General features: G+C 61.4%; 16 protein-coding genes. 14 read left to right on the forward strand and 2 right to left on the reverse strand.

The window, feature by feature from the left end; genetic code table 11:
• Positions 1-527 precede the first annotated feature (527 nt).
• Complete coding sequence (locus B9A23_RS20260) at positions 528-1,505, forward strand: serine hydrolase domain-containing protein (RefSeq protein ID WP_084281153.1); 978 nt, start codon at positions 528-530, stop codon at positions 1,503-1,505.
• Between the two features lie 287 nt (positions 1,506-1,792).
• Here B9A23_RS20260 and B9A23_RS20265 read toward each other — a convergent pair whose 3' ends face one another.
• Positions 1,793-2,425 (reverse strand): tyrosine-type recombinase/integrase, encoded by a 633-nt coding sequence (locus B9A23_RS20265; RefSeq protein WP_084281125.1) that lies wholly within the window; start codon positions 2,423-2,425, stop codon positions 1,793-1,795.
• A 79-nt stretch (positions 2,426-2,504) separates the two neighbouring features.
• On the opposite strand from B9A23_RS20265, the gene B9A23_RS20270 reads away from it, so the two are divergent.
• On the forward strand, positions 2,505-2,732 hold the full coding sequence (locus B9A23_RS20270) for an AbrB/MazE/SpoVT family DNA-binding domain-containing protein (protein ID WP_084281127.1): 228 nt from the start codon (positions 2,505-2,507) through the stop codon (positions 2,730-2,732).
• Position 2,733: 1 nt separating this feature from the next.
• Positions 2,734-3,123, forward strand: a complete 390-nt coding sequence (locus tag B9A23_RS20275) for a type II toxin-antitoxin system death-on-curing family toxin (protein WP_084281128.1) — start codon at positions 2,734-2,736, stop codon at positions 3,121-3,123.
• Positions 3,124-3,209: 86 nt separating this feature from the next.
• On the opposite strand, the gene B9A23_RS23415 is transcribed toward B9A23_RS20275, so the two are convergent.
• Positions 3,210-3,335 (reverse strand): hypothetical protein, encoded by a 126-nt coding sequence (locus tag B9A23_RS23415; RefSeq protein ID WP_254895217.1) that lies wholly within the window; start codon positions 3,333-3,335, stop codon positions 3,210-3,212.
• Positions 3,336-3,420: 85 nt separating this feature from the next.
• Here B9A23_RS23415 and B9A23_RS20280 point away from each other — a divergent pair, with 85 nt between their 5' ends.
• From B9A23_RS20280 to cobA, 11 genes are all read left to right on the forward strand, one after another.
• Positions 3,421-6,387 (forward strand): PAS domain S-box protein, encoded by a 2,967-nt coding sequence (locus B9A23_RS20280; RefSeq protein WP_084281130.1) that lies wholly within the window; start codon positions 3,421-3,423, stop codon positions 6,385-6,387.
• 213 nt (positions 6,388-6,600) lie between these two features.
• Positions 6,601-7,179 carry an ANTAR domain-containing response regulator gene (locus B9A23_RS20285; protein WP_084281131.1) on the forward strand — a complete coding sequence of 193 codons (579 nt, stop codon included), beginning with the start codon at positions 6,601-6,603 and terminating at the stop codon, positions 7,177-7,179.
• Positions 7,176-8,399 carry an ABC transporter substrate-binding protein gene (locus tag B9A23_RS20290; protein ID WP_254895218.1) on the forward strand — a complete coding sequence of 408 codons (1,224 nt, stop codon included), beginning with the start codon at positions 7,176-7,178 and terminating at the stop codon, positions 8,397-8,399. The genes B9A23_RS20285 and B9A23_RS20290 overlap by 4 nt, the downstream gene beginning before the upstream one ends.
• A 248-nt stretch (positions 8,400-8,647) precedes the next feature.
• Complete coding sequence (locus B9A23_RS20295) at positions 8,648-10,021, forward strand: CmpA/NrtA family ABC transporter substrate-binding protein (protein ID WP_254895219.1); 1,374 nt, start codon at positions 8,648-8,650, stop codon at positions 10,019-10,021.
• A 16-nt stretch (positions 10,022-10,037) separates the two neighbouring features.
• On the forward strand, positions 10,038-11,060 hold the full coding sequence (locus B9A23_RS20300; RefSeq protein ID WP_254895220.1) for an ABC transporter permease: 1,023 nt from the start codon (positions 10,038-10,040) through the stop codon (positions 11,058-11,060).
• Between the two features lie 14 nt (positions 11,061-11,074).
• Positions 11,075-12,754, forward strand: coding sequence for an ABC transporter ATP-binding protein (locus B9A23_RS20305; RefSeq protein WP_084281155.1), 1,680 nt, complete (start codon positions 11,075-11,077; stop codon positions 12,752-12,754).
• 57 nt (positions 12,755-12,811) lie between these two features.
• On the forward strand, positions 12,812-14,071 hold the full coding sequence (locus B9A23_RS20310) for an alginate export family protein (protein WP_084281138.1): 1,260 nt from the start codon (positions 12,812-12,814) through the stop codon (positions 14,069-14,071).
• Positions 14,072-14,304: 233 nt separating this feature from the next.
• Complete coding sequence (gene nirB, locus B9A23_RS20315) at positions 14,305-16,779, forward strand: nitrite reductase large subunit NirB (RefSeq protein WP_139797607.1); 2,475 nt, start codon at positions 14,305-14,307, stop codon at positions 16,777-16,779.
• Positions 16,779-17,120, forward strand: coding sequence for a nitrite reductase small subunit NirD (gene nirD, locus B9A23_RS20320; RefSeq protein ID WP_084281156.1), 342 nt, complete (start codon positions 16,779-16,781; stop codon positions 17,118-17,120). The genes nirB and nirD overlap by 1 nt, the downstream gene beginning before the upstream one ends.
• A complete protein-coding gene (locus tag B9A23_RS20325; RefSeq protein ID WP_084281141.1) occupies positions 17,117-19,666 on the forward strand; it encodes a nitrate reductase in 2,550 nt (849 codons plus the stop codon). Before nirD ends, B9A23_RS20325 begins: the two co-directional genes overlap by 4 nt.
• On the forward strand, positions 19,663-20,451 hold the full coding sequence (gene cobA / locus B9A23_RS20330) for a uroporphyrinogen-III C-methyltransferase (protein WP_084281142.1): 789 nt from the start codon (positions 19,663-19,665) through the stop codon (positions 20,449-20,451). Before B9A23_RS20325 ends, cobA begins: the two co-directional genes overlap by 4 nt.
• Positions 20,452-21,085: the final 634 nt, after the last annotated feature.

Below are 21,085 nucleotides of genomic sequence, written 5' to 3' on the forward strand. Positions count from 1 at the left end.
ATGCCGGTTAATTGTTCGAGAGATGGCGATGCACAGTGCCTTTGATCAAAAGTTCGAGCGTCGCCGGATTACTTTCGGCATTGCTGGCTGAGTGCCTTGGGTTAGGAAGCTGCCGCAGGTGCAAATGGAAACAGAGGCGTGCCAGTTGTCGCCCTAAACCCGGACATTCGCGCTCAATCGTGAAATCATCGATTTTTGCCGTTCTCTCAGCACGCCGTGGCAATTGCTGAAAGAGTTAAGCTGGGACAATTTTGTCATCTGCAACGGCTTTGTGGACGGCGGTTAAGCCGACAGCTGCCGTTCTCACATGTTCCGAAAGGATGCTATTTCGGGAAGCTACCAGCTGCTTTCGCTTCCTTCACTTTGGTGAGAATGCGATGGAGGTTGCGGCCAAAGTTCGATGCCATTAGCTGTTGCATATGGGCAATACAGTTACGATGTTGAACCGGGGAGTCTGCGTCGGTGCAGTCGCGTTGGTGGCTTGCGCCTCGGTGGCCGACGCCGGGACGCACACCGGGCTGCCGGATATGACAACAACTCTGCGCGAACAGCGGGTTGAGAGCGCGTCGGTCGCCGTGATCCGCGCCGGACAGATCGTCTCGACTGGGGCTTGGGGCATGGCGGGGCCGAACCGCCCAGCGACAGCTTCCACGCCTTACAACCTCGCATCGCTGACGAAGCCGCTGACGGCGGAGGTCATACTGCGACTGGTGTCAGCCGGTAGGCTTTCGCTCGACGAACCGATGGATCGCTATTGGAGCGATCCTGACCTGTCGCGCGATCCCCGGCGGATGAAGCTGACAGTCCGCATGGCGCTGAGCCATCAAACCGGGTTGCCGAACTGGCGCGATGCGAAGGGACTGGCCTTTGATCATGATCCCGGTACGACCATCGGCTATTCGGGTGAGGGGTATCAATATGCGGCGCGCTATGCCGAGCACCGCACCGGTCATTTGTTCGAGAAGCTTGCTGCCCGCTGGTTGTTCGCTCCTGCTCACTTGCGGGCCTCGGGCTACGTGTCAGGGCAAGGCGAAACAGTGCCGATGGCCGTACCCTATGACGCTGCGGGAAAGCCGTTGCCGGTCGAGCGGGTGACACGATACAACGCTGCTGATTTGGCGCATGCTACCGCGCGTGATTATGCGCGCTTTCTCATCAATGCGCGCAACGACAAGGGCATGGTTGCGTCTGTCGCGGCGGAGCGCAGCAGACTGCAGGCCGACCTGACACCCCAGATATGTGCCGGATCGAAAGCGGCCTCCTGTCCACCCTGGACCGGCTTCGGCCTCGGTTGGCAGCTCCTCGGCTTCCCCGATGGCACGACGATGCTCCACACCGGCAAGGATGCCGGGGCATTTACCTTCGCCGCGATTGATCGCGCGAGTGGCGACGGCGTCGTCATCCTGACCAACAGCGACAACGGGTGGCGGGTCATTCTACCTATCCTCGAACGCACGGTGAGCGATCCGAAGCTAATCGCCTTTCTTCGTGGCCAGATGAACTGACAGGACCAAAGTCATGGTGACTTCCATCGTCATTGCTGCAACGCTGACAGTTCGCCCACTTTTGGACCCCCGGCCGGTAGCTTCAGTCAAATCCGGGTATTTCGGCCAAAACATCGGAATGGCAATATCTAGGTCCAGACCGGCCAGTCCCACCCTCGCTCGACGTATCAACCGCAGCCGCCTTGAATGGCGACCTTCGCGGGTGCCGATTTTATTTTCTGAACCTGCCGGTCGTCCATGCCAAAGATTTCCGGCCCATCGTGCAAAATGATGGGCCGGAAATTTGATCAAATCTCGGTTCGCTCCGACAGCGTCAAAGCATCATCAACATCCACGCCAAGATAGCGGACCGTATGCTCGATGTTGGTATGGCCCAGTAAAATCTGGACAGCGCGCAGATTTCCTGTCGCCTTGTAGATTAATGCCGCCTTTGTCCGACGCATGGAATGCGTGCCGTACTCTCGCTTGTCGAGCCCGATCGTTGAGACCCATTCATCTAGGAGGCGGGCGTATTGGCGGGTGCTGATATGACCCATGTAATCGATCCGGCTTGGGAATACAAAATGCTGCGACGAGCCCTTGCGCCGTTCTAACCAAGCGAGCAGGCTTTTGCGCGCCTCGGTCATGATTTCAAATTGGACCGGCAGTCCAGTTTTTTGCTGAATAACAGTCGCGCGATTACGAATTGACCCGCCGCTTACGAGATCGCCTATGCGCAGCTTTACCAGATCGCAGCCCCGCAACTTACTATCGATGGCAAGGTCGAACAGGGCTCGGTCGCGCAATCGCTTGTGCTCATCGAGATAGAAACGGATGGCCCAGATATCTCGCGGGCGCAGCGGCCGTTTCGGGCCAACATTCTGGCCAGCATTCCAAGGGCGCCGCTCATGCACGGCGGGGTCAAGATCTGAATGTCCCATTGTGCTTCTCCTGTGGCCGACATGGCCGGTGACAGGATACGCCATTTGAGAACTCAGCGGTCCATGTTATAACCGTTGTATGAACACCAGCCTTAAGATCACCAAAATTGGCAATTCCGTCGGTGTTGTCCTGCCCAGGGAATTGCTCGCCAAGTTGCGTGCTGGCGTGGGTGACACGTTGTATGTCTCGGAAACGCCAGACGGCATCCGCATTACCGCAGCAGACCCCGCATTTGAGGCCAAGATGGCGTTGGCTGAGCAACTCATGCGTGAAGACAGGGATATCTTGCGCGTGCTAGCCAAGTAACATGGTGCAGACTGCTGAACCGGTCTGGATCGAAACCGAGCTTGCGTTCGCCATCCACGACCGGCAACTCGCCGAGCATGGCGGACCTGTTGGGGTGCGTGATGCTGCCGCGCTGGAAACGGCGTTGGGGCGGCCACGCAACCAATGGGTCTATGGTGAGATTGATCTTTGCGCTTTGGCCGCAGCCTATGCCTATGGCGTTGCGCGCAATCATCCCTTCACCGATGGCAACAAGCGTACCGCTTGGGTGCTCACGCGTCTGTTTCTTGCGCTCAACGACGTGCGGGTCGGCTTTGCGCCCGAAGACGCCATCAAGATGGTCTTGGCGCTGGCCAGTGGCTCACTCGGTGAGGCAGAAGTGGCGAAGTGGTTCAAGGCAAGACTATCCTGATCCGCCGCGACTCCGGTCATTCCGTAGTTGATCTCGTCAAATTCATTGCTGCCGTTCATTCATCGATTGTCGAGCTTGCTTGTCCCTCACAGGCCCACGACAAAGACGTTGAGATATCCGTTCGCTCTGACAGTGTAAATTCCGAAGGTGCGGAAATTCGGTCGAGCGATCTCGTCAGGAGTAGCGTTCACGACGCCGATCTGGCTCAACATTTATCGAACCTCGAGTTGCTATTCATGGCGCGTTTTCAAAGTCTTGGCTATCCGTCCAAACCTAAAGGAGCTACGATGCAAGCTTATGCTGGACACTGTAGCAAGTTCTCCTGGTAGCAGCGGCCTTTTCGGCGGTGGCAAGACGGGCGATCTAATCCGCTCCAAGGATTGGGAATCGACCGGGCTCGGTGCAATCGAGAGTTGGCCTGCCGAGCTGAAGATAAACGTTCAGACGGTGCTGTCATCTCCAGTGCCGATGGTCGTCCTTTGGGGTGCTGACGGGATCCTGCTCTTTAACGATGGCTATGCGCAGGTCTGTGGGCCTCGCCACCCTGAAGCTTTGGGTGGGAAGGTTCTCGAGATCTGGCCAGAGGCGCGTGATTTCAACGCAAGAGTGATAGCAGCGGGGCTAACAGGTGAGACCCTGAGCTTCCAGGCGCAGGAACTCGAACTGTGGCGTCATGGCCGGCCCGAACAAGTCTTCATGGACCTTGAATACCTGCCGATCCGGAATCAGCACGGCGAGCCAGTGGGCAGCCTGGCCATGGTCTTCGATATCACAGCTCGCGTCTTGGCAGAGCAGCAGCTGGCAAAAAGCGAAGAACTTTATCGCTTTCTCGATGATCTGGGACAAGCTGTCGGCGGGCATGAGGACGCCGACGCCGTCTTGGCGACAAGCACGCGCATGGTTGCCGAGCATCTCTCGATAACCAACTGCGCATACGCCGACATGGATGACGACCAGGACGGCTTTACCATCCGCGGTAACTGGCATGCTCCGGGCTCGCCATCGATTATTGGCCGGTATCGCCTCGCTGCTTTTGGTAAGCTCGCAGTACAGGAGCTCAACGCTGGGCGACCCTTGATCATCAATGATAATCTGACCGAGATTGCTCCCGAAGAAGCAGAGACATTTCAGAATATCGGGATAACTGCGACCATCTGCATACCGCTGATCAAGGATGGTCGGCTCGCGGCCCTGATGGCGATTCACGACAACGTTCCACATCGTTGGTCTGACTATGAGCTCAGGGTTATTCGCGAGGTCACTGACCGATCCTGGGCGCATGTCGAGCGCGTGGGTGCCGAGGCAAACCTGCGCGCAAGCGAAGAGCAATTGCGCCTGGCCATCGATGCGGCTGAGATCGGACTGTGGGACGTCGACGAGATCAACCAGACGTTGTTCTGGCCACCGCGCGTGAAGGCAATGTTCGGCATCTCTCCAAATGTTGCAGTGTCGATGGATGATTTTTACGCCGGGCTACACCCCAACGACCGTCAAGCGACGGCGGCAGCCTACGCTTCGGCTGCGGACCCCGCTCGTCGTACGACGTATGACGTCGAATATCGCACGATTGGCAAGGAAGATGGCGTAGTACGATGGATCGCCGCCAAAGGTCGCGGAGTCTTCGCTGGTGACGTTTGCAATCGCGTCATCGGCACAGCGATCGACATCACTGCAAGGAAGGCGATCGAACAGTCGCTGCGGGAGCTGAACGAGACGCTTGAGCAGCGGATTGCTGACGCTCTTGCAGAGCGCAAGCTGCTTACGGATGTGGTCGAAAACACTACGGCTATCATTCTCGTCGCAGATCGCGACTTCCGCTGGCTCGCTGTCAACAAGGCTGCCGCCGCGGCCTTTGAAGCCGTCTATGGCGTCCAGCCCTGCGTTGGCGCTTCGATGCTCGATGTTCTCCGACACCTGCCGGAAGAGCAGGAGCATGTTCGCAAGACCTGGAGCCGGGCTCTCGCTGGTCATGAGTTTACAATAGTTGATGAGTTTGGCGATCCGGGACGCCAGCGCCGATCATACGAGATCACCTTCAACAGGCTTTGCGATGCCGCAGGTCAGCAGATTGGTGCTTACCAGATAGTCCATGACGTGACCGACCGAATTCGCGAACAACAGCGTCTGGCCGAAGCAGAGGAGCAACTGCGCCAGGCTCAGAAGGTCGAATCCTTGGGACAGTTGACCGGCGGCGTCGCGCATGATTTCAATAACCTGCTTACCCCCATCGTCGGGACGCTCGACCTCCTTGCCCGAAAGCAGTTCGGCGGCGAGCGCGAGCAACGCCTGATTGCTGGAGCCATGCAATCGGCAGAGCGCGCAGCCGTGCTCGTGCAAAGGCTGCTTGCGTTCGCACGGCGTCAGCCTTTGCAGCCCACCTCCATCGATATTCGCGAACTCATCACAGGCATGAGCGAACTCATTGCCAGTACCACGGGTCCGCAAATCAAGGTGGTGACCGACCTTGCCGATAATATTCGGCCTGCCCAGGCCGACTTCAATCAGCTTGAGATGGCGCTGCTGAACCTGTGCGTGAATGCGCGAGATGCCATGCCTGAGGGTGGAACACTTCGGATTAGCGCATCCGTTCGCAATCAATCCAAATCGCCCAAGGGCCAGCTTAGGGAGGGTAGCTACATCGTGGTATCCGTCGCTGACACTGGCTCGGGCATGGACGCACAAACCGTCGCCCGGGCAATTGAACCTTTCTTCTCGACAAAGGGCGTGGGCAAAGGAACTGGCCTCGGCTTGTCGATGGTCCACGGCCTTGCGCGCCAACTCGGCGGCGAGCTTCGCATCTTCAGCCGTCAAGGCTACGGCACCAACATCGAACTTTGGTTGCCGGTTGCAGAAGACCAGCGCTCAGGCGTGGCTGCGCCTGTTCGCAACGGAATAGGATCCCAAAGCTATCGCGGCATCGCTCTGCTTGTCGACGACGACATACTGGTACGGGCTAGCACCGCCGATATGCTTGAAGATGCAGGCTTCAAAGTGGCGGAAGCTGGGTCAGCCGAAGAAGCTCTGCGCCTACTGGACGAGTTGGACGACGTGGCAGTGCTCGTGACAGATCACCTGATGGCCGGCATGAGCGGGTCGCAACTTGTGCGCCAAGTACAGGACCTTCGTTCAGGACTTCCGTGCCTGATCGTATCTGGCTACGCCAATGTGGAAGGAATATCACCCGACCTTCCGAGGCTAACCAAGCCCTTCAAAGCCGCAGATCTTGGTCAGGCGCTCTCTGCGCTGGGCATCGGCAAAAAGTGACATCTGACGCCTTAAACCCGGTCGTTCGCGCTCAATCTTGATGTCGTCGATTCTTGCCGTTCGTTCAGCGCGCCGCGGCAATGGCTGAAAGGCATGGTCTGGGACTTATCGGTCGGTAAGGGCACCGGCGGTGAAGGGCACTTGTTCTTATAATAGCTGCGATCGGCAGAAACCCCTTGAAACGTTTTCTAGTCCCGCGCACTAGGAGGCGACATGCGCATAGCCATCGTCGATGAGAGCGCCAGTCGCGCGGCGGTGATTCGCGAAGGGCTGGCCATGCTTGAGGACTGCGAAATCTTCGTGGTGACCGAGCGACGTGGGCTGGTAGCGCAGATCGGCCAGATTGCGCCGGACATCGTGCTAATGGACCTCGGCAACCCTTCGCGCGACGTGCTGGAGGAATACTTCGCCGTCAGCCGCGTGCTCGGCCGCCCGATCGCGATGTTCGTGGACGAAAGCGACGAGGAAGCGATTGCAGCATCGGTTGACGCAGGCGTTTCATCCTATGTGGTCGACGGCCTTGCACCCCGCCGTATCCGGCCGATCCTTGATCTGGCGGTGCGCCGGTTCAACGCTTTTGCCCGGCTGCAATCCGACCTTGCCGAAGCCAAGGGCAAGCTGGCCGAGCGCGAGGTGGTGGACAAGGCCAAGCGCATCCTGATGGACAGCCGCGGTTTCACCGAACCGCAGGCCTATTCGGAACTTCGTAAGACCGCGATGAATCAGGGCAAGCGGATTGCCGAGATCGCAGAAGCGGTGGTGACTGCGCACCAGCTAATGGGAGGGAAATGATGGGCTCCGATGCCTCGCCCGGCGAACTGACCATTGGTTTCCTCCCACTGGTTGACGCATGCTTGCCAATTCTGGCGCGCGAACATGGCTTTGCCGAGGCCGAGGGGCTGTCGTTGCGGTTGGTGCGCGACATGAGCTGGGCCACGGTGCTGGACCGGCTGCTCTATGGCCACAGCGACGCTGCGCATATGGTCGCCCCGCTGGCTATTGCCACGACGCTGGGACGCGGCCGGCCGGCGCAGCCGCTGTCGGTGCCATTCGTGTTGGGGCTGAATGGCAATGCGGTAACAATGCGGCCCGATCTAGCGCGGGCGATCAATCCGGCGGGCGGCCTCGGCGATCCGGCGCAGGTTGGCGCGGCGCTGAAGGCGCATCTGGCGCAGACCGGCAAGCCGCTGCGGTTCGGCGTGGTTCACCGTTATTCCAGCCACAACTACATGCTGCGCTACTGGCTGGCGGGCTGCGGCGTGCGGCCCGACGTGGATGTGGAGATCACCACGGTTGCCCCGCCGTTCTGCGCCGATGCCTTGGAGTTTGGCGAAGTCGATGCGATCTGCGTGGGCGAGCCTTGGAACAGCGTGGCGGTGGAGCGTGGGGCGGGCGAGATCGTGCTGGTCACGGCGCAGATCTGGCGGCGCGGGGTAGAGAAGGTGCTGGCTCTGCGCGAACCGGTGATGGAAGAGCGCCGCGCCGAGGTGGAAGCGCTGGTGCGCGCGCTGCGTAAGGCAGGCGAGCATTTTGTCGACCCTGCAAACCTTGATGACAACGCCGCGATCCTTGCGCGAGCCGAATATCTCGACGGTAGTGCCACTCTGATTCGTCGCGCCATTTCTGACCGCCTGCTGCTGGCCCAGGGCGGTGAGGTGTTGCATTATCCCGATTTCATGTTCCAGCATCGCGAAGCCGCAAATTTTCCGTGGGTTAGCCAGGCCGAGTGGCTATACAGCCAGATGGTGCGCTGGGATGGCATGGGCTTTGACGCTAGTGATGCGCGCAAGGCAGCGCGGGTGTTCCGGCCCGATGTGTACCGCAGCGCACTATTGGGCACTGGAGAGCCGTTGCCAGGGGCCAGTTCCAAGGTGGAAGGGAGCCTTGGCGGGCCGACTTCAGTTAGCATGCAACAGGGTGTCATCACGCTGGAAAACAACAGATTTTTTGATGGCCGGCCGTTTGACCCGGCTTTGTTGCAGCGCTATATCGAAAGTCAGCGTCTGGCATAAAATTCTGCTGCGGTGCAAAAAGAGCTTGCCCTGGGGCGGGCGAATCACATAGCTTTGCCTTCAAGCCAAACGGCGCCGCCCAAGGATGGGCGGACCTGACGCCGGACGGTCTTCTGATTTCATTGCGTGGCAACGTCGCCGCCCAGACCTCCCTAACGGGATGCGTTCGGGCGGCTTTTCGTGTTTGCCTCGCCGCATTCGAGGGGTGGTCGAATATGCTTGGACTGGGTGGATTCAATCGGCGGGGGATGATCGCGGCACTGCTGGCGGGTGTCGCCGTGGCAAGCTGCGGCAAGGGCGGCGATACGCCGGAAAAGCCTGCCGCTTCGGCCAATGGCATCGAAAAGCCGGTGCTAAAACTCGGCTTCATCAAGCTGACCGACATCGCGCCGCTGGTCGTCGCTCAGGAGAAGGGCTTCTTCCGCGAAGAAGGACTGACCGTTACACTTGAACCGCAGGCAAACTGGAAGGTCCTGCTCGATGGCGTGACTGGAGGACAGCTTGATGGTGCGCACATGCTGGCAGGCCAGGTGCTCGCCTCGGGCGCGGGGATCGGCAGCAAGGTGCCACTGGTCACGCCGTTCTCGCTCGACATCAATGGCAAGGGCGTAACGGTATCCAACCAGGTGTGGGACATGATCTCGCCAAGCCTGCCCAAGGCGCCGGACGGAAAGGTTCAGATGCCGATCTCTGCCTCGGCCCTCGCCCCGGTCGTTGCCAAGTTCAAGGCCGAGGGCAAGCCTTTCAAGATGGGCATGGTTTTCCCGGTCTCCACCCATAACTACATCCTGCGCTACTGGCTCGCTGCAGGCGGCCTGAACCCCGGTTTCTACCTGCCGGGCGATACTGCGGGCGTGACCGGTGCGGATGTGCAGCTTTCGGTGACCCCGCCGCCGCAGATGCCGGCGACCATGGAAGCGGGGACGATCAACGGCTATTCGGTGGGCGAACCCTGGAACCAGGCTTCGGTCGCCAAGAAGATCGGCGTGCCGATCATCGTCGATCCCGACATCGCCGGTACTACGGGCGACAAGGTCTTCGGCCTGACAGCGGAGTTCGCCAAGAAAAATCCCAAGACCGTAAAGGCGCTGACCCGTGCATTGATCCGGGCCTCGATGTGGCTCGATGCAGAGGGTGGCAAGAACCGGCCCGAAGCGGTCAAGCTGCTCGCCAGCACGAAGTACGTCGGCGCTGACGAGAAGGTGCTGATGGCGTCGATGACAGGCAAGTTCACCTTCGGAGCAGGCGACACGCGCGATACGCCCGAGTTTAACCTCTTCTTCGACCAGCAGGCCAGCTATCCGTTCTATTCGGATGGCATCTGGTTCCTGACGCAGATGCGCCGCTGGGGCCAGATCGCCGAAGACAAGGGCGACCAGTGGTATCTCGACACGGTCAAGTCGGTCTATCGTCCGGACATATACGAGGACGCTGCCAAGTCGCTTGTTGCCGATGGCAGGGCCAAGGCCGAGCAGTTCCCCGCCACCGATGGCTTCCGCATCTACTCCCGAAAGGCGATCGATGGCGTGGCCTTCGATGCCCGCAAGCCCGCAGCTTATGCCGCCAGCTTCTCGATCGGTCTCAAGGCCGGGCAGAAGGTCACCCCGGCAGGCGTGAAGTAAACCAGGAGCACTTATGATGAACGCGGTCGCATTGCGCAAGGACGATTTCGTCGGCACCGAAGCGGAAGTCATGGAGGGGGGCGCCGCCCTCCTCTCCGAAGCAACACCGGAGACATCCGTGGAAACTGTCGCGAAGCCGGAAAAGGCCCTGCCGTTCGGGATAAAGCTGCCTTCGGCTCGCGCCGCGTTCGAAGCGCTTTGGCCGCCACTGGCCGGGGTCGGCGGGTTCCTTGCGGTCTGGGCAGTGCTGGCACCGCTGGTGCAGACTTCGCTCGGCACGTTGCCGGGGCCCGGCGATGTATGGAGTGCGTTCCTCGGTCTGCTCGACGAAGCAGCAGCATCGCGCGTTGCCGCACAGGAAGCCGTCGCCGCAGGTTATGCCTACACCGGCCCTCCGACGTTCATCGACCAGATTTTCACCAGCCTTGAAACGGTTGCTGCCGGCTTCACCCTTGCCACGTTGTTCGCAGTGCCGCTTGGCCTCATTGCCGGCATGTCGAAGCGGGTGAACGCCGCGATCAACCCGCTGGTGCAGGTGATGCGCCCGGTCAGCCCGCTGGCGTGGCTGCCGATCGTGACGATGGTGGTTTCGGCATCGGTCACCAGCGACGATCCGACGCTGGCCAAGAGCTTCATAATCTCGGCCGTGGTCGTCATGCTGTGCTCGCTCTGGCCAACGCTGATCAACACCGCCATCGGCACGGCGAGCATCGACAAGGACCTGATCGCAGTGGGCCGGGTGCTGCGCCTCGGCTGGTTTGCCAAGCTGACCCGCCTCGTCCTGCCCTCGTCGCTGCCCTATATCTTCACCGGCATGCGGCTGTCGCTGGGCACTGGCTGGATGGTGCTGATCGCAGCGGAAATGCTCGCGCAAAACCCTGGCCTCGGCAAGTTCGTGTGGGACGAATTCCAGAATGGTTCGGAAAAGTCGCTGGCACGCATCATGGTTGCGGTAGTGGTGATCGGCCTGATCGGCTTCGCCCTCGACCGCGTGATGATGGCACTGCAGTCCTTCGTCAGCCGCAACCGCACCGTCTGAGAAAGGCATAGATGATGGCCACGATCCTTTCGATTAACAACGTCCGCAAGAGCTACACCGGCAAGACCGGTGGCGTTTCGGAAGTCCTTGGCGGCATCGACCTTGATGTTGAGGAAGGCGAATTCATCGCGATCCTCGGCTTCTCGGGGGCGGGCAAGACAACGCTGATATCTTCGATCGCTGGACTGGTCGAACCTGAGGAGGGCGAGATCCTGCTGCGTGGGCAGGCGATCGACGGGCCCGACAAGGATCGCGGCCTAGTCTTCCAGTCCTACTCGCTTTTTCCTTGGCTGACGGTGGGACAGAACGTCGCCCTCGCCGTCGACGCCGTGCACAAGGATCGCAGCAAGGAGGAGCGCGCAGCCCTTGTGAAGCAGAAAGTCGATCTGGTCGGCCTTGGCCACGCCATGGACCGCAAGCCCGCACAGCTCTCTGGCGGGATGCGCCAGCGCGTGTCGGTGGCGCGGGCACTGGCGATGGATCCGGAAATTCTGTTGCTGGACGAGCCGCTTTCTGCATTGGACGCCCTTACCCGCGCCAAGCTGCAGGACGAGATCGACCGTATCCGCGAGGAGGAAAAGCGTACGATCATCCTCGTCACCAACGATGTGGACGAAGCGCTGCTGCTTGCCGACCGTGTCGCAGTGCTGACCCCTGCCCCGGCCGCGCGTATCGGGCGGATCTTCCCGGTTACCCTGTCGCGCCCACGCGATCGCGAGGCGGTGAACGACAGCGTCGAATTCCAGATGCTGCGCACCGAGATCGTCAATTACCTTGGCGGTCTGGCTGGTGAGAAAGCCGCGCAGGGCAGCGATTTCGGGCACCTGCCGAACGTCACCCCGCTCGATCTCGCGCCGCCGCCCAAGGCCTATCAGGATGCAGCGAAGAAGGGCGCGACGCGGCGCTACATGGAGTTCTGGAAACTACACAAGGTCTACCCCACGCCCAAGGGGCCACTTACGGTGGTCGAGGACTTCAACCTGATGATGGACAAGGGCGAGTTCATCTCGCTGATCGGCCACTCGGGCTGCGGCAAGTCCACCGTGCTGACGATGGCGGCGGGGCTCAACGAGATCAGCAAGGGCGGCATCATCCTCGACAATCGCGAGATTGACGTGGCCGGGCCGGACAAGGCGGTGGTGTTCCAGGCGCCCAGCCTGATGCCTTGGCTGACCGCACGCCAGAACGTCGCCCTTGGCGTTGAGCGCGTCTATCCCCACGCAACGCGATCAGAACGGCGCGAGATCATCGACTATTATCTCGACCGCGTCGGCCTTGCCGATGCCAAGGACAAGATGGCCGCGGAGATGTCGAACGGCATGCGCCAGCGCGTAGGCATTGCCCGCGCCTTTGCGCTCAGCCCGCGCCTGTTGCTGCTCGATGAGCCATTCGGCATGCTCGACAGCCTGACGCGCTGGGACCTGCAGGATGTGCTGGTGGAAGTGTGGAACCGCACCAAGGTGACGGCAATCATGGTCACGCATGATGTGGACGAAGCCATCCTGCTGGCCGACCGCGTGGTGATGATGACCAACGGTCCCAACGCTACCATCGGCAAGGTCCTGAAAGTCGATCTGCCGCGCCCGCGGGACCGCAAGGCGCTGCTCAAGCACCCGGACTTCTACGCCTACCGCCAGGAAGTGCTGCGCTTCCTTGCAGAATACGATCACGGGCCGAAGGCTCACGCCGCCTGAGGGGCGGTCGATTTGAGGGGATGCCTGATCGGCCCTAAGCAAGGGGGATCAGGGAACATGAAGAAGACAGTATTCTCGGCGGCGCTGCTGGCGTCGGCGATCGGTATCGTGCAACCTGCGTTGGCGGCGGGGAAGCCGGCTTTCGGCGATCCCGTGCCGGTCGGCGACGGGCTCACGCTCGACCCGATCATCGATGCACGCATCCGCTATGAAGGCGTTGACCAGCCCACGGTCGATGCCGACGCGCTGACCGTTCGGCTGCGCACCGGGCTCGAATTGAAGCATGCCCGGTCACACCTTTCGGTGCTGGTGGAGGCCGAAGGCACATTAGGGCTTGTCAACGATTACAATGCCTTCCCGTTCGCTCTCCCCGGCAGCACGCAGCGCCGTCCGCAATTTGCAGTGGTGGCCGATGGTGAGAGTATCGACCTCAACCGCGCGCAGATCATGTACAGGGTGAAAAACTTTGCGCTGACGGTCGGTCGACAGCGCATCAACCTCGATGACCAGCGTTTCGTTGGTTCGGTCGGCTGGCGCCAGAACGAGCAGACCTTCGATGCCGTGCGCGCCGAAGCCACCATCGGCCCGGTCAGCCTTGATGGCACTTACGCGATCCAGCAGGATTCGATCTTCGGATCGGAAGCCGGGCCGCGCCGGTCGATGGACGGGGACTTCGTGTTCCTGCAAGCGAGTGCCAAGGCCGGTCCGCTGCAGGTGAAGGGCTTCTCGTACATCATCGATTACGATGAAGCCTTTGCCTTCGCCAATTCATCGCAGACGTATGGCGGGCGCGTTTCGGGCAGCGTGCCGCTTTCGAAGGCCGTGAAGCTCAATGTCTTGGCCAGCTACGCGCGGCAGACGGATATTGGCCGCAACCCGGTGAACTATGCTGCCGACTACTACGGTGGCGAGTTGGGCCTCGGCTACCAGGGCTTTACCCTGACCGGCGGCTACGAGAAGCTGGGTGCCGACAGGAAAGCCGGCAAGGCTTTCCAGACCCCGCTGGCCACGCTGCACAAGTTCAATGGCTGGGCCGATCTGTTCCTGACCACGCCAGCCGGTGGGCTTGAGGATTACTATGTCACGCTCGCCAAGGTCCTTCCCAAGGTGAAGGCCGTGCAAGGGCTCAACGCCAACGTCACCTATCACGAATTCCAAAGCGATGTGGGCAATGTGAAGTTCGGCACCGAATGGGATGCGAGCCTGGGCTTCAAGGCAAAGAAGGTCGGCTGGCTGGTGAAGTATGCCAACTACAACGCCAACCGTTTCGGCGTGGATCGCCGGATCCTGTGGCTGCAGGCGGAGGTGGCGTTCTGATTTCGACGTGCTGCACTGCAAAATAACCCTTGCAGTGCAGCCCCCGAATCGGTTAGCCAAGTGAAGAAGGCCAGTGCGCCACCCAAGGACGGGTGGAGGATCGCAAAGCCCAACAGATCAACATCGCGTGGCAACGTCGCCGCCCAGACCTCCCAATCGGGATGTGTTCGGGCGGCCTTTTTTTGTTCGCGCGTCTGACAAGGAAGACCGGAGTGAACGCGCCTGCAACCCTGATGGACAAGGACCGCACCGCGCCTGCGAAGGAGCGGCTGGTGGTGATCGGCAATGGCATGGCCGGTTGTCGCGCGGTGGAGGAAGTGATCGCCCGCGACCCTGCCCGGTTCGATGTGACAATCTTCGGCGCGGAACCGCGCGTGAACTACAACCGCATCATGCTCTCTCCGGTGCTGGCAGGCGAAAAGACGTTCGAGGACATCGTCATCAATGGCGAGGACTGGTATGCCGAAAACGGCATCACGCTGGTTTCCGGCGATCCGGTAGTCGCCATCGACCGCGCGACGCAGACCGTGGTGGCAAAGTCGGGCCGGGTCGAACCTTATGATCGCCTCTTGATCGCAACGGGCTCGGACCCGTTCATCATTCCCGTGCCCGGCAAGGACCTGGCGGGCGTCGTGACCTTCCGCGATCTAGATGACGTCGACAGGATGCTGACCGCTGCGGAAAAAGGCGGCAGCGCAGTGGTGATCGGCGGTGGCCTGCTCGGGCTTGAGGCAGCGCATGGCCTCTCGCTTCGCGGCATGAAGGTCACCGTCGTTCATCTCATGCCGACGCTGATGGAACGTCAGCTTGATGAAGCGGCAGGCTACCTGCTGAAGACCGAGCTGGAACGGCGCGGACAGACCATCGTCACTGGCGGTGACACTGCCGAGATCCTTGGAAAGGATGGCCGCGTCTCGGCCGTCAAGCTCAAGGACGGGCGCGAGTTCGCGGCAGACATCGTGGTCATGGCCGTGGGCATTCGCCCAGGCACCTCGCTGGCCAAGGCCGCCGGACTCGAGGTAGAGCGCGGCATCATCGTCGACGACCACATGGTCACCAGCGATCCCGCAATCATGGCAGTCGGCGAATGCGTGCAGCATCGCGGCGCTTGCTACGGCCTTGTCGCGCCGCTCTGGGACATGTGCCGCGCTCTGGCCGATGCGGCATGCGAAAATCCGTCGGGCTACGAAGGCTCGGTCACCTCGACCAAGCTCAAGGTGTCGGGCATCGACCTGTTTTCCGCCGGTGATTTTTCGGGCGGCGATGGTGCGGAAGACATCGTGATGCGCGATGCTTCGCGCGGCGTGTACAAGCGCGTCCTCGTAAAGGACAACAAGCTTGTCGGCGCGGTGCTCTATGGCGATACCGCTGACGGCAACTGGTACTTCGACCTGCTCAAGAAGGGCGAAGACATTTCCGACATCCGCGAAGCGCTGATCTTCGGACAGGCCTTCGCGAGCGGGGGTGCCCGGCTGGACCCTAATGCCGCCGTTGCAGCCCTTTCGGACGACGCAGAAATCTGCGGCTGCAACGGCGTTTCCAAGGCCAAGGTCGTCGAGACAATCAACGCAGGCGCCTGCAGCCTCGACGCGGTACGCAGCACCTGCAAGGCTTCGGCCAGTTGTGGTTCGTGCACCGGCCTCGTCGAGAGGCTGCTGGCGCTTACGCTGGGCAGCGAAGTGCAATCGGGTCCGAAGACGATGTGCAAATGCACCAGCTTCAGCCATGAAGATGTGCGTCGTCTGATCCTCGAAAAGTCCCTTCGCTCGATCCCGCAGGCGATGCAGGAGCTTCACTGGACCACACCCGACGGTTGTTCGTCGTGCCGGCCTGCGCTCAACTACTACCTCCTTTGCGCCTGGCCGGGCGAGTACGAGGACGACCAGAAGAGCCGCTTCGTCAACGAACGCCTCCACGCCAACATCCAAAAGGACGGCACTTACTCGGTTGTACCGCGCATGTGGGGTGGCCTCACCAACCCACGTGAGCTGCGTGCGATTGCCGATGTGGTGGAGAAGTACAACGCGCCGATGGTCAAGGTCACCGGCGGCCAGCGGCTCGACATCTTCGGGATCAGGAAGGAAGATCTGCCCGCCGTTTGGGCCGATCTCAATGCTGCGGGGATGGTTTCGGGCCACGCCTACGGCAAGTCGCTGCGCACAGTGAAGACCTGCGTCGGCAGCGAATGGTGCCGCTTCGGCACGCAGGATTCGACCGGGCTGGGTGTGAAGCTGGAACGGATGACCTGGGGTTCTTGGATGCCCCACAAGTTCAAGATCGCGGTATCGGGCTGCCCGAGGAATTGTGCGGAAGCGACCATCAAGGACTTTGGCGTGGTCTGCGTGGACAGCGGGTACGAGCTTCATGTCGGCGGCAATGGGGGGATAAAGGTCCGCGCCACCGACCTTCTGTGCAAGGTCACGACCGAGGCTGAGGCGATGGACATATGTGCCGCGTTCATCCAGCTTTACCGTGAACAGGCGCACTACCTTGAACGCACTGCGCCGTGGATCGAGCGGGTCGGTCTCGATCAGGTGAAGGCCGGGCTGTTCGAAGATCCCGAGAGCGTCAAGCGGCTCGCCGCAAGGTTCCGCTATTCGCAGACCTTCTGTCAGACCGATCCTTGGGCCGAGCGCGTGGCGGGCAAGGACGCGGATCTGCACCAGCACCTTGCAGAGGTGCGCCCAATTGAAGTGGAGAGTGCATGATGATCGGCGATTGGCTCGACATCGGTTCGGTGGACCAGATTACCCCTGGCACTGCGCGCACGCTGCCGGTTGTCGGCGCGGACGAGATCGCGGTGTTCCGCACACAGAAAAACGAATTCTATGCGCTGGTGAACAAGTGCCCGCACAAGCAGGGGCCGCTCTCGCAAGGGATCGTGCACGACAATGTGGTCACCTGCCCACTTCATAACTGGAACATATCGCTCAAGACCGGCGAGGCCTTGGGTGAGGACAAGGGTTGCGTTCCCATCATCCCGATGAAGGTCGACGCTGGCCGCATGTATTTGCTGCGCTCTGCCGTGGTCGGAAGCCGCGCGGCTTGAGGCAGGTCCGCACCACTTGCGCCTATTGTGGCGTCGGCTGCGGTATCCGCGCCGAGGTGACGGGCGATCGCTCGGTCTTCATAAAGGGTGACCCTGAACACCCTGCCAACTTCGGTAAACTCTGCTCGAAGGGAACGCATCTGGGTGAAACTGTGGGGTTGGAAGGTCGGCTCCTGCACCCTATGATCGGGGAGCGTCGCGCCGGGTGGGACGAAGCACTTGATCTCGTTGCGGGCAAGATGCGTGATTGCATCGAGCTACACGGGCCCGACAGCGTCGCGCTTTATGTCTCGGGTCAGTTGCTGACCGAAGACTACTATGTCGCCAACAAGCTGATGAAGGGCTTTGTCGGCAGCGCCAATATCGACACCAACAGCCGCCTGTGCATGGCCAGCGCCGTCGCCGCACACAACCGCGCGTTCGGCGAGGACGTCGTGCCGGTGACTTATGACGATCTCGACGAAGCGGACCTTATCCTGCTGGTCGGATCGAACACAGCGTGGTGCCATCCGGTGATCTGGCAGCGGATCGAGGCAGCTCGGGAAATGCGTGGCACGAAGATCGTGGTGATCGATCCGCGCCGCACCGAGACCGCCGAACAGGCCGATCTTCATGTGCCGGTTGCGCCCGATGGCGACGTGGCACTGTTCAATGCGCTATTGGTGGAGATGGTCCGGCGGGGGGTGGCGGAGGAAGACGCTCCCCCCCTCCCCCACCGGCCTGCGGCAGGCGAGAAGGGTGGCGTCGGACCCGAAACTTTCGCCGCCCTGGCCGATCTTGTTGCCGCGCACTCGCGCATGGTCACAGTGTTTTCGATGGGCGCAAACCAGTCGATTGCCGGGACCGACAAGGGCAATGCGATCATCAACCTGCATCTCGCCACGGGCCGCATCAATGCGCCCGGCATGGGGCCCTTCTCGATGACCGGGCAGCCCAATGCAATGGGCGGGCGCGAGGTCGGCGGCCTCGCCAACATGCTCGCCTGCCACCTTGGCTTTTCGGATGCTGAGCGCGCCGACGTGGCGGAATTCTGGCAGGCCCCGCACCTGTGCAGCGGCCCCGGCCTCAAGGCGGTGGACCTGTTCCGCGCGGTCCACGATGGCCGGGTCAGGTTCCTCTGGATCATGGCGACTAATCCCGCCGTCTCGATGCCCGACGCAGGCTTCGTGCGCGAAGCCTTGGCTCGGTGCGAAACCGTGGTGGTATCCGATGTGATCGTCGATACCGATACCGCGCGCTTCGCCCACGTCCGCCTGCCAGCGCTTGCCTGGGGCGAAAAGGACGGAACCGTCACCAATTCCGAGCGGCGCGTGAGCCGCCAGCGCGCATTGTTTGCCGCTCCGGGCGAGGCGCGCGCGGACTGGGCAATTATTGCCGACGTGGCAAAACGGATGGGCTTCGCCGGGTTTGACTGGAGCAACGCAGTGGGCGTGTTCCGCGAATATGCCGCGATGACCGCGCTTTCGGTGAAGCATGGCAAGGTGCTGGACCTTACCGACAAGGCCGGGATTTCGGACGGGGATTACGAGGCGATGGTCCCGTTCTTGTGGGGCGGGCGGCATCCCATGGCCGGGCGGACCATGCGACACGTACCCGTCGAACCGCGCACCCGCGCCGCCGATCCCGCCTTTCCGCTGCGGCTCAACACCGGGCGCTATCGCGACCAGTGGCACACGATGACCCGCACCGGCCTTTCGCCCACGCTGGCGCAACACCGACGCGAGCCCCTGCTTGAGGTGCATCCCGCCGATGCCGAGGCGGCCAGGATCGTCGATGGAGCATTGGCACGCGTGGTGACGGCATCGGGCAAGTCCGTGTTCCGTGTAAGCGTGACCGATGCGCAGACGCTCGGGCAGATCTTCGTGCCGATGCACTGGTCCGACGAGATGGCGAGCGGCGGTCGGGGGAACCTGCTTCCTGACCAGTCCGTCGACCCCATTTCGGGCCAGCCCGGCTTCAAGAACAACGCCTGCCAGATCGAACCGGTCGCGAGCGACTGGCGCGCGTTCCTGCTGAGCGGCGAAGCCATCACACCTGAATATCTGGGGTGGTGGAGCCGTTCGGCGGTTGCGGGGGGCTGGCTCTATGAACTGGCTGGCGATGGGGCTGTTGATGCCGATGTGCTGTTGCCTGCTGGTGAAAGGATCGAGGCGGTCGACATGGCGCGCGGTATGCGGCGGCTGGCGGTAATTGATCGGGGAGGCTCGCTCATCGCCGCGCTGTTTGTCACGCGCACCGGACAGTTGCCGCCGCGCGACTGGATCGCGGGGCAGCTTGGCCAGAACGGCGCGGCGCTACCCGAACTGCTCGCCGCGCGCCCGAGCATGCCGGCACCCGATCGCGGGCCGGTGGTATGCGTATGCCACGGCATCGGCACAAACCTGATTCTTGACGCGGCAGAAGCAGGCGCGGCCAGCGTTGCCGACGTAGGCCGGGCTTGCGGCGCGGGGACCAACTGCGGTTCATGCCGACCAGCCATCGCCCGGATGCTGCGGGAGTGGCGTGCCGACATGACGCCATTGAAAGAGCCGGAGGTAGCTCAATGAACGACTTTCCCGATGGCACAGTATGGCTCGTGGGAGCCGGGCCAGGCGATCCAGAACTGCTCACGCGCAAGGCGACCCGCCTGATCGGCATGGCCAGCGTAATCTTCCACGACGCCCTGGTCGGACCGGGTGTGCTTGAACTGGCAGCGCCAGATGCAAGGATCCTCCACGTCGGAAAGCGATCCGGCCGGCACTCGAAGGACCAGAGCACGATCGACCGGCTGATCGTCGAAGCGGCGCTGGCAGGAGAGCGCGTCGTACGCCTCAAAGGGGGTGATCCCGCAATCTTCGGCCGCGCGACGGAGGAACTCGAAGCATGCTGCACAGCCGGCGTCGCCGTTTCGATCTGTCCAGGCGTCACGGCTGCCAGCGCTGCCGCGGCAAGCCTCGGCGTTTCGCTGACGCTGCGCGGGCTCGCCCGCAAACTGACATTCGTGACCGCCCACGTTCGCGCGGGAGAACCTCTCGATCTGGACTGGTCAGACCTTGCCGATCCCGCGGCGACCCTCGCCGTCTACATGGGCAAGGCAGCGGCTGGCGATATCTCACGCCAACTCATCGCGGCGGGGCTGCGAGGTGATACCCCGGTCGCTCTCGTCGAATCCGCCAGCCTGCCCACAGAGGGCCAGTTTCTGACGCGGCTTGACCTGCTGCCCCTCGTTGCGCGCACCGCACTTGGCGATGGTCCGGCCCTGCTGCTGATCGGCGCAGCACTAAGAGGGGCTCTGCCACTCATGGCCCGGACCAATGTTGCTATCGGAGAAGCCTGCGCGTTTGCCGCTTGATGACCTTCACGCTGCGTCTTGGGCAAACTCCCTTGTTTAGCCAGAGATGTAATCACCGGTGGTATGAACGGCGATCGCTTCCAACTCATCCTGTCCGTGCCTTGAGTTACCTTAATGCCAAGAACTTCAACTCCGACAAGATCCTTTGCCTGAGAGCACTCTTTTTGGTGGCGGGATTGGAACGCGCGCACCTAGTTTTTCGGAGGTGCGAAGTAGCATAGAGGGTCATGAGAGCACCATGTCGTCACTGCTTGGAAATGAATGACAGTGCTTGGCGCTCGATCCGACCCTGTCTATGCGCAGCGAAAAAGATCAACCCTGAAATTGCATGAACGATCGAACCGTCCCTTGGGTCTGCTCGGATCCTGTTGCAAGGTTGGATGACTTGTCCCAGCATAAGCCAATATTCTCGTAAAAGAAACGGGACGACGGCAACTGGTCGGTAGCAACGACTGCGAAGCTGGCCAGCCGACTGCGACTGCCGCCTTGAACCCGGACATTCGCGCTTCAGTTTGATGTTATCGATTCCTGCCGTTGGTTCATTGGGCTTTTGGGAACGGTGGAAGACTCGGTCAGGGACGCCCCTGCCGTTCACAAGTAGTGCGGCGAACGGCAAAATTCGCCAAGAATGGAT

It is taken from the genome of Novosphingobium sp. B1, from assembly GCF_900176395.1.
Lineage (GTDB): Bacteria > Pseudomonadota > Alphaproteobacteria > Sphingomonadales > Sphingomonadaceae > Novosphingobium.